This is a genomic window from Thermodesulfobacteriota bacterium (assembly GCA_035325995.1).
Lineage (GTDB): Bacteria > Desulfobacterota_D > UBA1144 > Nemesobacterales > UBA2774 > JADLGH01.
Genome location: DAOKYU010000001.1, coordinates 586,446 through 600,844 on the forward strand (window position 1 = coordinate 586,446; position 14,399 = coordinate 600,844).

Below are 14,399 nucleotides of genomic sequence, written 5' to 3' on the forward strand. Positions count from 1 at the left end.
ATTTTCAGAAGGAGTAACTGGTGATGGAGAGCACCGAAGACGTATACGCCGCTATCATCGTCCGCGATCTCATGTTCGCTTCGAGGATACGCGAGGCGGCCAAAAGAACCGGGGTCAGGCTCGAATTCGTAAAATCCGGCGACGGGTTCGCCGGGAAACTCGCCTCCCGTCCGCCCGCGTTTTTTATCGTCGACCTCGGCACAAAAGGTCTCGATCCCTTCTCGGTTATAAGGGAGATACGGGAAGCGCCCGCCCTCTCCGGCGCGCGCGTTATAGGCTTCCTCCCGCACGTAGAAACGGATCTCAGAAAGAAAGCGGCAGAGGCGGGATACGACCTCGTCGCGGCGCGCTCGTGGATGGCGATGAACGTCGAGAAGATATTCACCGACATCGCCGCCGGAAAGCCGTTCCCGATGAAATCCGGTCAATAGCCGAGGTTCGGCCTCAGCCACTTCTCCACCTCCGGAAGGGGTATCCCCTTCCGTTTCGCGTAGTCCTCGGCCTGGTCCCTGTCTATGTCGCCTATGTGCATGTACCTCGACTGCGGGTGCCCGAAGTAGAACCCGGCGACGGAGCTCGGCGGGTATATAGCGAAGTTCTCCGTTATCTCGACACCGATGTTCTCCTTCACGCGGAGCATCTTCCACAGCGCCGCTTTTTCGGTGTGGTCCGGGCAGGCAGGGTATCCGGGCGCGGGCCTTATGCCCCTGTACTTTTCCTTTACGAGGTCCTCGTACGTGAGGTCCTCTTCCTTTCCGTAGCCCCATGCGTCGCGGGCGCGCTTGTGCATCATCTCGGCGAGCGCCTCGGCCACCCTGTCGCCGAGGGCCTGGACCATTATCGCCGAGTAATCGTCGCCCGCCTTCCGGAACGTGTCGGCGAAGGTCTCCACCTCCTTACCGGCGGTGACGGCGAACCCGCCCATGTAATCGGCCCTCCCGGAATCTTTCGGCGCGACGAAATCCGCGAGCGAATAGTATATTTCGTTCTCTCCCTTCGACCTCTGCTGGCGGAGGAAGTGGAACGTCTCGACGACTTCCTCCCGGCTCTCGTCCGCGTAGACCTCGACATCGTCGCCGACGCTGCTCGCGGGCCAGAACCCCTGGACGGCCCTCGGGCCGAACCTCTTCTCCGAGGCAATCTGCCCGAGCAGCCTCTCGGCGTCATCGTAGAGGCTCCTCGCCTGGGCGCCGTATTTCTTATGGTCGAGTATGGCGGGGAACACCCCCTTGAGCCCCCACACCCAAAAGAGCGGCGACCAGTCGATGTACGGGACGACGTCCTCTATCTTTATATTCTTCATGACCTCGACGCCCAGCTTCTCTGGCACGTCTATACGCGCCGTTTTCCAGTCGTCGGTGAACCTCTTCTCGCGGGCCTTTTCGATCGGGATGAACTCGGCCGCGCTTTTGGACTTCGAATGGCGCTCGCGGAGCTCCTCGTGCTTGCGCCGCGTTTCTTCGGCGAACTCCTCGTACTTGTCCGGGTTTAGGAGGCTGTTGCAGACGTTGACGACGAGCGAGGCGTCCTGCACGTGGCTCACGACGCCGCTGTAGTGGGGCGCTATTTTTATGGCCGTGTGGGCCTTACTCGTCGTTGCCCCGCCGATTAGCAGCGGCGTTTTGAACCCCTGCCGCTCCATCTCGGAGGCGTTGTAGACCATCTCGTCGAGGGACGGCGTTATGAGCCCGCTGAGCCCGATTATATTCGCGTTCACTTCCCTTGCCGTTTTGAGTATGTTGTCGCACGACACCATGACGCCCAGGTCTATGACCTCGTAGTTATTGCACCCGAGGACGACCGAAACGATGTTCTTCCCGATGTCGTGGACGTCGCCCTTCACCGTCGCGATGACGAACTTCCCGCGCGCCGCCCCGCCGGATGCATTAGCCTTTTCGAGCTCCATGTAGGGCTGGAGGAATGCGACGGCTTTCTTCATGACGCGCGCGCTCTTGACGACCTGCGGGAGGAACATCTTCCCTTCGCCGAAGAGCTGGCCGACTATTTTCATCCCGTCCATGAGCGGGCCCTCTATGACGTCGAGCGGCTTTCGGTATTTATTGAGCGCCTCCTCCGTGTCGGCGTCTATGTAATCGACTATTCCTTTTACCAGCGAGTGCGAGAGCCTTTCCTCGACGGTCCCTTCCCTCCATTCTTCGGTTTCCCTGTCCCTCGTCTTTCCGGAGTCCTTCACCTTCTCGGCGTAATCGACGAGTATTTCGGTGGCGTCGGGCTTCCTGTTGAAAAGGACGTCCTCGACCTTCTCCAGAAGCTCCTTGTCTATCTCCTCGTATACTTCGAGCATGCCGGCGTTGACTATCGCCATGTCGAGCCCGGCCTTTATCGCGTGGTAGAGGAATGCGGCGTGCATGGCCTCCCTTACGACGTTGTTTCCCCTGAACGAGAATGAAACGTTGCTTAGCCCGCCGCTCGTCTTCGCGCCGGGGCAGACTTTTTTAATCTCCCTTACGGCTTCTATGAAATCGAGCGCGTAGTTATTGTGCTCCTCGATGCCCGTCGCGACTGTAAGCACGTTCGGGTCGAATATGATGTCCGAGGGGTCCATGCCCGCCTTTTCGGTGAGGAGCTTGTACGCCCTTTGGCAAATCCTGATCTTGTCTTCCTTGGTCGCCGCCTGGCCTTTTTCGTCGAACGCCATGACGACGGCCGCAGCGCCGTAGCGCATTATCTCGCGCGCGTTGGCGAGAAACTTCTCCTCGCCCTCCTTCAGGCTTATGGAGTTTACGATCCCCTTCCCCTGAATGCACTTGAGCCCGGCCTCTATGACGGTGAATTTCGAGCTGTCTATCATCACAGGGACCCGGGCTATGTCGGGCTCGGTCGCTATGAGATTAAGGAACCTCGTCATGCACGCCTCGCCGTCGAGTAAAGCCTCGTCGAAGTTGACGTCTATGACATTGGCCCCGTTTTCCACCTGCTGCTTCGCCACCGAGAGCGCCCCCTCGAAGTCGTCCTCTTTTATGAGCCCGGCGAACCTGGGCGAGCCCGTGACGTTCGTCCTCTCGCCCACCATCACGAAGGGCGCATCCTCGCCTATGTTGAGCGCTTCGAGCCCGCTCAGGCGCGTGGCCGGCGGGATTTCAGGGATAGCGCGCGGGGGGTAGTCCTTCACCCTCTCGACTATCGCCTTTATGTGGTCCGGCGTCGTGCCGCAGCATCCACCGACGACGTTGATGAATCCGCTTTCGGCGAAGTCTTCGAGGTAAGTAGCCGTATCCCCGGGCGTCTGGTCGTATCCCGTGTCGCTCAGCGGATTCGGCAGCCCCGCGTTGGGATAGCAGCTCACGTAGCAGTCGGCGATGCGCGAAAGCTCCTCGATGTACGGCCTCATCTGCTCGGCCCCGAGGGCGCAGTTGATGCCGACGCTGAGCGGCCTTGCGTGGCGGACGGAATTCCAGAACGCCTCTATCGTCTGCCCGGAGAGAGTCCTTCCCGAGGCGTCCGTTATCGTGACCGACAGCATGAGGGGGATGTCGTTTTTGAAATCTTCCCTGTACTTGAAGACGGCGTATATGGCGGCCTTGAGATTGAGCGTGTCGAATGTCGTCTCGGCGAGTATGACGTCGGCCCCTCCCTCCACGAGCGCCGCCGTCTGCTCGTAGTACGCTTCCGCGAGCTCATCGAACGTGACCCCCCTCGCCGAGGGGTCGTTGACATTGGGCGATATCGAGGCCGTCCTCGTCGTCGGCCCGAGCGCCCCCGCGACGAAGCACTTCCTCTCGGGATGCCCGGCCATGAAATCGTCCGCCGCCTTACGGGCCACCCCGGCCGCGGCGCGGTTCAGATCGGGCACTATGCTTTCGAGGTTATAGTCCGCCTGCGATATGCGGTTGGCGTTGAAGGTGTTCGTCTCGATGAGGTCCGCGCCCGCTTCGAGGTATTTCGTATGTATTTCGGTTATGACGTCGGGCCGCGTAAAGCAGAGGAGGTCGTTATTCCCCTTGAGGTCCACCGGGTGGTCTTTAAACCTTTCCCCCCTGAAGTCCTCCTCCGTAAGGCCGTAGCGTTGTATCATCGTCCCCATGGCGCCGTCGAGGAATAGAATCCTTTCCCCGAGCAGCCCCCGGAGCTGCCGCGCCGAATCTTTCTCAGTCTTTGTCATAGTGAGTTTAGTATACCAAAGTGATTTTATTTCAATAATTTACAAGGGTATGTGCACGGAATCACTTCCAGCCGTCCCTCTGCCTCCGGAGCTCGCCGAAGGCCGCAAACGGCGAGCCCCCTTTAAATTCGGGGTTTTTCTTCTCTAACCCTTTCATTACATCGGGGCTGGAGAATCTCAGGAAGGGGTTATATTTCTTCTCCTCGCCAATGGTCGAGGGCTCGGGGTCCTTGCCCTTTTTCGCCAGTTTCGTAACGTCTCCGAGCTTCTTCTTCGCGTCCTTGTTTTTGGGATCGACGTCGGCGGCGAACCTCAGGTTCGCCTCGGCGTAATCGTGCCCCGGCCAGACGCGCGTATCGTCGGGGAGCGTCATTATCTTCGTCTCTATAGTGTTAAAGAGGTCCTCGGCGACGCCGCCGTGTTTCAGATTCCCTACTCCGGCCAGGAAGAGTGTGTCGCCGGTGAACGCCTCGCCGTCCATGAGAAGAAGTATGTGCTCCGGGGTGTGTCCCGGGGCGTAAACCACTTTAATCTCCTGCTCGCCGAATTTAACCGCCTCGCCGTCCTCGACCGTGGCGCTCCTCGGCGAGACGAGGCCAAACCCGAGCGGATGTACGAGTATCTTCCCCAGGGTAACTTTGATGACAGGATCGTTCCCGAGTATGTGATCCGGGTGGCAGTGCGTATCTATCACGTACTTGACGCTGAGCCCGCGGTCTCTTATGTAATTGAGAACCGGCACCGGGTCGTTCGGGTCTATGACTATGCAGTCGGACGTTTTCGTGCACCATACGACGTAGCTGTAGTTGTTGTCGCTATGCTCCGATTTAATCCTTCCAATCCCGTATCCTTCTCCGCTGAATGTCTCCACTTTTTCCTTTACCTCCATGTGCCGGGGCGCCCGGCCGGTTTATTGAGAACTGTTAATTATGCCACAAAACCGGCAAAATTTTCCCGTTTGGGTAAAATATATGCCTATGACGGAATCGGGTCAGGATATCGAGAATCTGAACGGCCCCGGAAGGAGCGTCCTTCCCGGGCGCCTGCTCTTCGCCGCGGCCGTAATTTCCTTCTTTTCGCTGGCCGTTATATCCGCCGGCTGCAACAAGAAACCCGAATACATTCCCGGAAGCAGCGTCCAGGGCTACAGGGCCCCTATATACAGGATACTTTTTTCCCCCCTGGCGTACGACGGACGGCTTGTCGCCGTCGAGGGCATCGTGAACAGGCTCGAAATCGACACCGAGCACCCGGAAGGGCCCACGACCTTTTTCAGGCTTATAGACCTCAAGGGTAATTACATAAACGTCGAAATGCCCGGGACGTGGGATCTCGAAGACGACGACTATATAGTCGTCGGCGGTATCTACAGGAAAAACGGGAGCTACGTAGAAGCCGAGCAGTACGAAAGAATCGTCCTGGAACAGGACAAAAAAGACGAGGAAATAAAAAAACGGGATAACTGGCCTTAAAGTTTCCTTCCCGGCGGGGCGCTTTGACAACCTGACGGTGAATGGGTAACTTCTTTATTTTATTCAATATATGCGGGGTATATAATGAGTTTTGTCAAGGGACTAAAGTGTAAGGAATGCGGGGAAGAATACCCCAAGGAGCCGCTTCACGTCTGTGAGACGTGCTTCGGTCCCCTCGAAGCGGCCTACAACTACGACGAGATAAAAAAGGTTCTCACTCGTGACGTGATCGAAAAGCGTGACAGGAATATATGGAGGTACAGGGAGCTACTGCCCGTCGACGCCGACCCGGCCGTAGGGAGGAGCGTCGGGTACACGCCCCTCATAAAGGCGGACAACCTCGCCCGCGTCCTCGGCGTAAAAGAGATATACGTCAAGAACGACGGGGTCTGCTACCCCACTCTTTCCTTTAAGGACAGGGTCGTTTCCGTCGCGCTCTCGAAGGCCAAGGAGTTCGGGTTCGAAACGGCGGCGTGCGCCTCCACGGGGAACCTCGCCAACGCAGTCGCGGCGCTTTCCATAGAGGGCGGCCTCGAGAGCTTCATATTCATTCCCTATAACCTCGAGCAGGCGAAGATAATCGGAACCACCGTCTACGGGGCGAACCTCGTAGGGGTAAAGGGGGCGTACGACGACGTCAACAGGCTCTGCAGCGAGGTCGCAGGGAAGTACGGCTGGGGATTCGTCAACATCAACCTCCGCCCGTATTACTCCGAGGGCTCGAAGTCGCTCGCGTTCGAGATGATGGAGCAGCTCGGCTGGCAGGCGCCCGGGCACGTCGTCGTGCCCATGGCCAGCGGCTCGCTCCTGACGAAGGTCTGGAAGGCCATAAAGGAGTTCGAGCTCCTGGGGATAATCCCCGAAAACGGCACGAAGATCTACGGCGCACAGGCGACGGGATGCTCGCCGATCACGACCGCGCTCAAGAACGAGTGGGAGATATTCAAGCCCGTTAAGCCCGACACGATAGCCAAGTCCCTCGCGATAGGGACGCCTGCCGACGGGTTTTACGCGATGAGCGTGATGAAAGAGAGCGGGGGCTGGGGCGAAGACGCCTCGGACGCCGAGATAATAGCCGGCATAAAGCTCCTCGCCGAGACGGAAGGCATCTTTACGGAAACGGCCGGCGGCGTTACGATGGCCGTGACGAGGAAGCTCGTCGAGCAGGGGGTCCTGCCCAAAAACGAAACCATAGTAATGTGCATCACAGGTAACGGGCTCAAGACGCAGGAAGCCATAGCCGACAGCGTTTCACGCCCCTACATAATCGAGGCTCAGCTCGAGGAATTCGAGGAGCTGTATTCGAAAATAAAGAACCAGGAAGAAAAAGGAGGTACGCAAGATGCCCTCAGTTCGCATACCAACCCCGCTTAGGAAGCTCACCGCCGACAAGGACGAGGTTTCCATAAGCGCCGCAAACGTGAATGAGCTGATCGAGACCCTGGAGTCGCAGTTCCCCGGAATAAAGAACAGGCTCTGCGACGAGTCCGGAAACCTCAGGAGGTTCATCAACCTCTACGTCAACAACGAAGACATCAGGTTTCTAAACGGCAAGGAAACTTCTCTCAAGGAAGAAGACGTCGTGTCCATTATCCCCGCGATAGCGGGCGGCCGCGCGTAATCCCTCACCGCGAGGGTTTCTCGTTAAACGTAACCACACCGCGGCCGGTATTTTCTACACTGCCGCCGGCCGGCGGGATTGTTGTGTTCGGATTATTTGTTGATAAGCTCCTGGAGCCTGGAGATGAACCTTTTCGCCATGGGGACGTTCTCTTCCTCGCTCGCCCTCGCGAATTCTTCCAGTAACAGTTTCTGTGTCCGGCTGAGCTTTACGGGGACCTCGACGTGTATGTCGATGTAGAGGTCGCCCGCCCCCCTGCCTTCGAGCCTCGGAACGCCCCTGCCCTTCATCCTGAAAGTCTGCCCCGACTGCGTTCCCGCCGGGATTGCCATCGTGCTCTTCCCGCCCGGAACTGGTATCTCTATCTCGTCGCCGAGGGCGGCCTGAACAAAGCTTATGGGCACCGTGCAGTGAAGGTCGTCGCCGTCGCGCCGGAAGAGCGGGTGCTCGTCGACGTGAACGTCTATGTAGAGGTCGCCGTTCGCGCCGGCCTTCCGGCCCGCATCGCCCTCGCCCCTCATCCTCAGCCGTGCGCCGTCCGAGATGCCCGCCGGCACCTTTACGGTTATGTCGTGCTCGATAATCGCGTATCCGAGGCTGCTGCATTCGATGCAGCCCCTGACGGTACGCCTTCCCGACCCCCCGCACGTGGGGCATGTGCGCCTTACGGTGAAAAGGCCCTGCGAGTACCGGAGCTCGCCACGCCCGCCGCACGACTGGCACGGGATGTCGCCCCCGGGGGCGGCGCCGCTGCCGTCGCACTCGGGGCATTCCGTCCGCCTGGGGACTTTTATCGTCTTCTCGCATCCCGTGAGCGACTCGTCGAAGGTGAGGTCTATCGAATACCTGAGGTCGTTCCCCCTCCGGGATTTCTCCCTCGCGGCGCCGCTGAAAACCTCGTTGAAGAGGTCGCCGAATATGTCGCCGAAACCGGCTTCGAAGTCGAATTCCGTGAAGAGCCCCTCGGACGATATGTGCCCGAAGCTGTCGTACCGGGCCCTCTTGTCGGGGTTACTCAAAACCTGGTAGGCCTCATTTATGACCTTGAACCTCTCCTCGCATTCGCGGCTGCCGGGGTTTCTGTCAGGGTGCCATTCGAAGGCCAGGCGCTTATACGACCGTTTTATCTCGTCGGTCGTGGCGCTGCGCTCGACCTCGAGAATCTCGTAATAATCTATAGTGCTCATAAGAGTAATATAATACCCGTCTCGGGGAGGCTATTCGTTTTCGTTAAAGGCTTCGGAGTAGCTCTCGTGCCGGGAGTATATGACTTCGGCGAATTTATAGGATGCGTTCTTGAGGCGGTCGAGCATGTCCTTTACATAGGCGTAATCGTCGCTTTCGAGCGACTCCCTCATATCCCTTACCGATCCCTCTATATGCTCCCTGAGCTCGGGGTCGATCTTGTCGCTGTAGGAATCCAGGGTTTTCTTCACGGAATATAAAAGCCCCTCGGCCTCGTTCTTCAAAACCGCGAGGTCGCGTTTTCTCTTGTCTGCGTCGCTGCTTTCCCTGCTCTCTTCTATGATCTTGTGTATCTCGCTGTCCGAGAGGCCGCCCGAGGTGACGACGTTTATCGCCTGCTTCTTCCCGGTCCCGAGGTCCTTCGCCGAGACGTGCAGTATGCCGTCCGCGTCCACTTCGAACGATACCTCGATCTGCGGCATGCCCCTCGGCGCGGGCGGGATGCCGATTAGGTTGAAGTTGGCGAGCGAGATGTTGTCGTCCACCATCTCCCTTTCGCCCTGGAGGACGTGTATGCCGACGAAGTCCTGGTTGTCGAAGGCGGTCGTAAATACCCGGCTCCGCTTCGTGGGGATAGTGGTGTTTCTTTCGATGATTTTGGTGAAGAGCCCGCCCTTGGTTTCGACGCCGAGCGAAAGCGGCACGACGTCCAGGAGAAGAACCTCGTCCACCTTGCCTTCGAGGACCCCGCCCTGCACCGCGGCCCCTATGGCGACTACCTCTTCTGGATTTATCCTCGTCTGCGGCTCTTTCTTGAATATCTCCCTCACCTTCCCCTGGATCCTCGGCATTCTCGTCATGCCGCCGACGAGGACGACCTCGTCTATCTGCGAGACGTCGAGCCGCGAGTCCTCTATAGCCTGCCTGCACGGTATTTCGAGCCTGTCGATAAGGTCCGAAACAAGCTCCTCGAATTCGGGCCTCGTGATTTTGTAGTTAAGGTGCTTCGGCCCCGCTTGGTCGACAGCGATAAACGGGAGGTTTATGACCGTTTCCTCGACGGACGACAGCTCGTGCTTGGCCTTCTCGCAGGTCTCTCTTATGCGCTGAAGGGCCATCTTGTCCTCGCGGAGGTCGATGTCGTGCTGCTTCCGGAAATCCTCTAAGACGAGCTCGACGAGCTTCTGGTCGAAATCGTCGCCGCCGAGGAACGTGTCCCCGCTCGTGGACTTCACCTCGAAGACGCCGTTCGCAATCTCGAGAATCGTTATGTCGAACGTGCCCCCGCCGAGGTCGAATACCGCTATCCTCTTGTCGCCGATCTTGTCGAACCCGTAGGCGAGCGCGGCCGCCGTGGGCTCGTTGATTATTCTCCTGACGTTAAGACCGGCTATCCTGCCGGCGTCTTTCGTCGCCTGGCGCTGGAGGTCGTTAAAGTGCGCGGGCACCGTTATTACGGCGTCCGTCACCTCGTACCCGAGGTATTCCTCGGCCACCTGCTTCATCTTCGAAAGGACTATGGAGGAGATTTCCTGCGGGCTGTAAGTGCGGGAGTTTATATTTATCCAGGCGTCGCCCGAGTCGTTGGGGACTATGCTGTAGGGGGCGAAGTCCACCGCCTTTGCCACCTCGGGCGCGTCGCAGCGCCGGCCGATGAGTCTCTTGACCCCGAATATCGTGGTAGTCGGGTTTACGACCCCCTGCCTTTTGGCGACCGCTCCCGCGAACTTCGAGTTATCTTCCGTGAACGCCACGACCGACGGCGTTACCCTGCTCCCCTCCTCGTTGGGGATTACGACCGGGCTCCCGCCCTCGATTATCGCGACGCAGGAGTTGGTCGTACCGAGGTCTATTCCTACTATAGCCATATGATTGTGTTGCGTGCGGACTTATCCTTCGTCGGTAAGGTCGAATATCCCGCTGGAATTGCCGCCGTCCCCTCCATTGTTTTTATCTGCCGGGGAGCCATTATCCCGCGGCTCCCCCCCGCCCTTCGATACGGAAACAAGCGCCGGCCGGAGAAGCCTGTCTTTCAGCGTATAACCGCGCAGCATCTCCGAAATTATGCGCCCGGATTCGACGTCCGCGGAATCGACGCGCTCTATGGCCTGGTGAACCCTCGGGTCGAACTCCAGCCCGCGCTCGGCCGGCACGGGCTCGACGCCGAATTTTTCGAGCAGGCTCAGGAACTGCTTGTGAACGAGCCTGACGCCCTCGAGGACCGCTTTCGTATCTTTCTCGGGCCCCTCGCCGTGCGAAAGCGCCCTCTCCAGATTGTCGAGCACGTTAAGAAGAGCCTTTATCAGCTCCTCGTTTCCATAAGTGATAATATCGGCCTTTTCCTTGGCCAGCCTCTTTTTATAGTTTTCGAAATCAGCCGCGAGCCTGATATATCTCTGGTAGAGCTCTTTGTAATTTTTGTCGTCCCCGACCTCGGCGCGGACATCCTCCGCCCCTTCGTTCGTCTCGTCCTCTTCGCTGATCTCGATCTGTCCTGTCTTGTCCTTCTTGTCTTCGGAATTCATCATTGTCTCCTGATGTTAAATCACATGTAATGCGTAAAAATTTATGATAATTATACTCCGGTTAAGCGCGATAGTTAAGCTTTTGTATGAAATATGAGTTTATTAAGTCCAGACCTACGCAAAATATAATAATCGGCCGGGGGTTTGTCAACGAGGCGCCGGGCAGCGCCCGTCGGGCCTTTCCGGTGACCCCGCGATCAGGCAAGAAGCCCGTATGCGACCCCTTCCAGGAGCCCTGCGTCGCTTACGACCATCTCGCCGACGGAGAACCTGTCAAGGGTTTTGAGGACCACCTCCGTCCCCGAAACTATAAGATCCTCCCGCCCCTTTTCGAGCCCCGGAATGGCGGCCCTTTCCGCCCTGGGCGTGCAAAGTATCCTGTCCAGGATATTGACTATTCCGTCCCGCGTGAGCGTGTAGTTATTTACGAGGTTCGCGTCGTATTTTACAAGGTCGAGCTCGACCGCGGCAAGGCTCGTCGGCGTGCCGGCCGTGCCTATGACCGTAAGCCACTCGCCGCCCGCGGGGAACCCGGAAAGCCCCTCTGACAGGGTCTTTTCTATATGCGCGCCGAGTGCCGAGAGAGCGGCTTCTGATTCCTTTTCCTCCGAAAGGAAGCGCTCCGTAAGGCAGACGACGCCGAGCCGCGTGCTCGTGAGGTTCGTCACGGCCCCTTCTTTTACGTATATGTATTCCGTGCTGCCGCCGCCGATATCGAATATGAGGCAGTCGGGCGTGTCGAATGTGACGGATTTCATGACCCCGCTGACTGTCAGAAGGGCCTCTTCTTCTCCCGATATTACCTCGACGGGGAGGCCCGTCTGCGATTTCACCAGGTTCACGAAATCGAGCCCGTTCCGGGATTCCCTTACCATGCTCGTCGCCACCGCCCGCATCTTCTCGACGCCGAGGTCGCGTATTATCTCGGAAAATCCCGAGAGGGCCTTGAGCGATCTTTCTATCGCCCCCGGCTTTATGAGCCTCGTTCCGTTGCCCGAGCCCTCGCCGAGCCGCGTTATCTCGCGCCCTACGTAGAGCTTATGAAGCGAATCCCCCTCCTCGCCCGGCTCTGTGACGAGGAGCCTGAATGTGTTCGTCCCTATGTCTATGGAAGCTATTCTCATTGGCGTATGCTCAATTTTACAGCTATTCGGCGTCCCGGGTGAGGGAGCATGAAAAATTCCCGCTCGCCTCACCGGGCGGTTTTGGATATGACAAGATTTATACCACGAAATGCGGCTAAATAAAGCGATATTAGCGCGGCCCGGGAAAAGCCGCCCGAAGGGGGCATTCCGTTTCCGTCCGCACACCGGGGCCGTATATAGCGCCCTTGAGCGCGAGCGGCCCGTTCAATGCCCGGCGTGCGCCTCTGCCGTAACGGCCTGCTCCTTTTCTATTATCTTCGACGCGATATGATCCGGGAGCTCCTCGTAATGAGAGAAATCCATCGAGAACGTCCCGCGCCCGCTCGTTATGGCCCTGAGGTCGGGTGCGTACGTCAGAACCTCCGCCATCGGTATGAGCGCGCGTATGATATTCGTGCCGGAAAGCGAATCGAACCCGGATACCTTTCCCCTCCGGGCGTTGACGTCGCCTATGACGTCACCCATGCATTCGTCCGGTATCGTTATCTCCATCTTCATTACCGGCTCTAAAAGCACGGGCGAGGCGTCTTCCATCGCCTTCCTGAATCCCATGGAGCCCGCGATCTGAAACGCCATGTCCGAGGAATCCACTGTGTGGTACTTCCCGTCGAAGAGCGTCAGCTTCACGTCCACCACCGGGTAGCCGGCGAGTACGCCCTTCTTCATCGAATCGACGACGCCCTTCTCGACGGACGGGATGAAGTTCTTCGGTATAGCGCCGCCGACGATGTTGTTGACGAACTCGAACCCGCCGCCCCGCGGGAGAGGCTCGATTTCGACCCAGGCGTCCCCGTACTGCCCCTTTCCGCCTGTCTGCTTGATGTACTTGCCCTCGGCCTTGGCCCTGCCGCGTATGGTTTCCCTGTAGGGGACGCGCGGCGTCTTGAGCTCGACGTTAACGCCGTACGTATCCCTGAGCTTGTTCACCGTAGCCTCGACGTGAGACTGCCCTGTCCCCGAAAGCAGGAACTCCTTCGTCTCTTCGTCTATCCTGTAATGTATCGTCGGGTCCTCTTCGTGGATTCGGGCGAGTGACGGCATGAGCTTGTCCTCGTCGTTCCTCGTCCTGGCCTCGATCGCGTAGGACAGAACCGCCGCCGGAAGAGGCACCGAGGGTATTATCATTTGATGGGCCTCGTCCGTCAGCGTGTCGCCCGTCGAGGCGTCCTTGAGCTTGTTTACGGCCGCTATGTCTCCGCACGAAGCCGGGCTCAGCGGGAATTCCTTCTTCCCGAGGAGCCTGTGGAAATGGCCGAGCTTTTCCTTGTTCCCCTTTGTCGCGTTATAAGCCCCGCCGTCGCCGTTGAGTGTACCCGAATACACCCTGAAAACGCTTATCTTGCCCGCGTACGGGTCCGAAATGGTCTTGAATACGTACGCCGAGAACGGCCCCTTTTCCCCAGGGGCGATTTCCGTCTCGCCTCCTTCGGGGAGTATCCCCTTCATCGGCTTTCTTTCGAGCGGGGACGGCATGTATCTCGTAATTGCGCCCGAGAGGACGTTCAGGCCGACGAGTCCCGTCGCCGAGCCGAAGAACACCGGCACGACGCGCCCGTCGAGGATGCCCTCGTGCAGGAGGCTCGTTATCCTGTCCTCGTCCACAGGCTCGCCGTCGAGATACTTTTCGAGAAGGTCGTCGTCGAGCTCGGCGACGGTCTCTATAATCTCCTCCCTCGCTGCCGCGGCGGCGTCCATCATGTCGTCCGGAACGGGTATCTCCCGGGCCGCGCCCGTCCCGTCGTAGGCGTACGCCTTCATGTCGACGAGATCGACCAGTCCCTTGAAGTCGTGCTGTCCGCCTATCGGGAGCGTGAGCGGTATGACCTTCACACCGGCGAGCTCCTTCGCGACGGCGCGTACCGTCGCCTCGTAGCTCGTGTTCTCCCTGTCGAGCTTGTTGACGAAGACCATGGAGGGCAGCCCGCCCGCTATGTCCCAGTATTTTTTTAACTGCAGCCCGGATTCGGCGCTGCCTACGGCGCCCGCGACGAGCACGACGCCGTCGACCGCCCTTACGGCGTTTTCGGCTTCGTACAGAAAATTTAAGAACCCGGGTGTATCTATGAGGTTTACCAGGTGGCTCCTGGTTTCGTAGAAGGTAATGTGGGAGTTAATGGACATCTTGCGGTGCTTTTCTTCCGGTTCGTAGTCCAGCACCGAAGACCCGTCGTCGACCTTGCCGAGCTTGTCGGTAGCGCCGTGGGTGTAGAGTATAGCTTCAGCCAGAGATGTTTTACCGGCTCCGTGGGGTGCGACGAGCGCGATATTCCTTATACAGTCTCTACTGTACTCCTTCATGTGGAGTTACCTCCTTAATCTGTTATTGAC

General features: G+C 58.4%; 11 protein-coding genes. 4 read left to right on the plus strand and 7 right to left on the minus strand.

All coding sequences use genetic code 11. The features are described 5' to 3' along the window. Positions 1–23: 23 nt before the first annotated feature. Positions 24–431 carry a hypothetical protein gene (locus PKC29_02650; GenBank protein HML94311.1) on the plus strand — a complete coding sequence of 136 codons (408 nt, stop codon included), beginning with the start codon at positions 24–26 and terminating at the stop codon, positions 429–431. On the opposite strand, the gene metH is transcribed toward PKC29_02650, so the two are convergent. Both metH and PKC29_02660 read right to left on the minus strand, forming a co-directional pair. Beyond that, on the minus strand, positions 425–4,123 hold the full coding sequence (gene metH, locus PKC29_02655; GenBank protein HML94312.1) for a methionine synthase: 3,699 nt from the start codon (positions 4,121–4,123) through the stop codon (positions 425–427). The two genes, PKC29_02650 and metH, sit on opposite strands and share 7 nt — an antisense overlap. A 61-nt stretch (positions 4,124–4,184) precedes the next feature. Further along, entirely contained in the window at positions 4,185–4,994 is an 810-nt protein-coding gene (locus PKC29_02660) for a hydroxyacylglutathione hydrolase (GenBank protein HML94313.1), read from the minus strand. Positions 4,995–5,094: 100 nt separating this feature from the next. Here PKC29_02660 and PKC29_02665 point away from each other — a divergent pair, with 100 nt between their 5' ends. The 3 genes from PKC29_02665 to PKC29_02675 all read left to right on the plus strand — a co-directional run bounded on the left by PKC29_02665 (position 5,095) and on the right by PKC29_02675 (position 7,216). Beyond that, positions 5,095–5,595: a hypothetical protein gene (locus PKC29_02665; GenBank protein HML94314.1), complete on the plus strand. Its 501-nt coding sequence runs from the start codon at positions 5,095–5,097 to the stop codon at positions 5,593–5,595. Between the two features lie 84 nt (positions 5,596–5,679). Beyond that, positions 5,680–6,969, plus strand: coding sequence for a threonine synthase (gene thrC, locus PKC29_02670; protein HML94315.1), 1,290 nt, complete (start codon positions 5,680–5,682; stop codon positions 6,967–6,969). Beyond that, positions 6,938–7,216 (plus strand): MoaD/ThiS family protein, encoded by a 279-nt coding sequence (locus PKC29_02675; protein ID HML94316.1) that lies wholly within the window; start codon positions 6,938–6,940, stop codon positions 7,214–7,216. The genes thrC and PKC29_02675 overlap by 32 nt, the downstream gene beginning before the upstream one ends. Positions 7,217–7,308: 92 nt before the next feature. On the opposite strand, the gene dnaJ is transcribed toward PKC29_02675, so the two are convergent. From dnaJ to fusA, 5 genes are all read right to left on the minus strand, one after another. Next, the gene (gene dnaJ / locus PKC29_02680; GenBank protein ID HML94317.1) at positions 7,309–8,403 is read right to left on the minus strand and encodes a molecular chaperone DnaJ; all 1,095 of its coding nucleotides are present in this window, start codon (positions 8,401–8,403) and stop codon (positions 7,309–7,311) included. Between the two features lie 30 nt (positions 8,404–8,433). Beyond that, positions 8,434–10,269 (minus strand): molecular chaperone DnaK, encoded by a 1,836-nt coding sequence (dnaK, locus tag PKC29_02685; GenBank protein ID HML94318.1) that lies wholly within the window; start codon positions 10,267–10,269, stop codon positions 8,434–8,436. A gap of 21 nt (positions 10,270–10,290) precedes the next feature. Beyond that, positions 10,291–10,926, minus strand: a complete 636-nt coding sequence (gene grpE / locus PKC29_02690; GenBank protein HML94319.1) for a nucleotide exchange factor GrpE — start codon at positions 10,924–10,926, stop codon at positions 10,291–10,293. Positions 10,927–11,123: 197 nt separating this feature from the next. Next, positions 11,124–12,050 (minus strand): Ppx/GppA phosphatase family protein, encoded by a 927-nt coding sequence (locus PKC29_02695; GenBank protein HML94320.1) that lies wholly within the window; start codon positions 12,048–12,050, stop codon positions 11,124–11,126. A 225-nt stretch (positions 12,051–12,275) separates the two neighbouring features. Further along, positions 12,276–14,369 (minus strand): elongation factor G, encoded by a 2,094-nt coding sequence (fusA, locus tag PKC29_02700; GenBank protein ID HML94321.1) that lies wholly within the window; start codon positions 14,367–14,369, stop codon positions 12,276–12,278. Positions 14,370–14,399: the final 30 nt, after the last annotated feature.

Coding starts and splice junctions, on each gene's coding strand:
- PKC29_02675 (HML94316.1), top strand. CDS start 6,938: ATGCCCTCAGTTCGCATACCAACCCCGCTTAGGAAGCTCACCGCCGAC.
- grpE (HML94319.1), bottom strand. CDS start 10,926: ATGAATTCCGAAGACAAGAAGGACAAGACAGGACAGATCGAGATCAGC.
- PKC29_02650 (HML94311.1), top strand. CDS start 24: ATGGAGAGCACCGAAGACGTATACGCCGCTATCATCGTCCGCGATCTC.
- metH (HML94312.1), bottom strand. CDS start 4,123: ATGACAAAGACTGAGAAAGATTCGGCGCGGCAGCTCCGGGGGCTGCTC.
- PKC29_02665 (HML94314.1), top strand. CDS start 5,095: ATGCCTATGACGGAATCGGGTCAGGATATCGAGAATCTGAACGGCCCC.
- fusA (HML94321.1), bottom strand. CDS start 14,369: ATGAAGGAGTACAGTAGAGACTGTATAAGGAATATCGCGCTCGTCGCA.
- dnaK (HML94318.1), bottom strand. CDS start 10,269: ATGGCTATAGTAGGAATAGACCTCGGTACGACCAACTCCTGCGTCGCG.
- PKC29_02695 (HML94320.1), bottom strand. CDS start 12,050: ATGAGAATAGCTTCCATAGACATAGGGACGAACACATTCAGGCTCCTC.
- thrC (HML94315.1), top strand. CDS start 5,680: ATGAGTTTTGTCAAGGGACTAAAGTGTAAGGAATGCGGGGAAGAATAC.
- dnaJ (HML94317.1), bottom strand. CDS start 8,403: ATGAGCACTATAGATTATTACGAGATTCTCGAGGTCGAGCGCAGCGCC.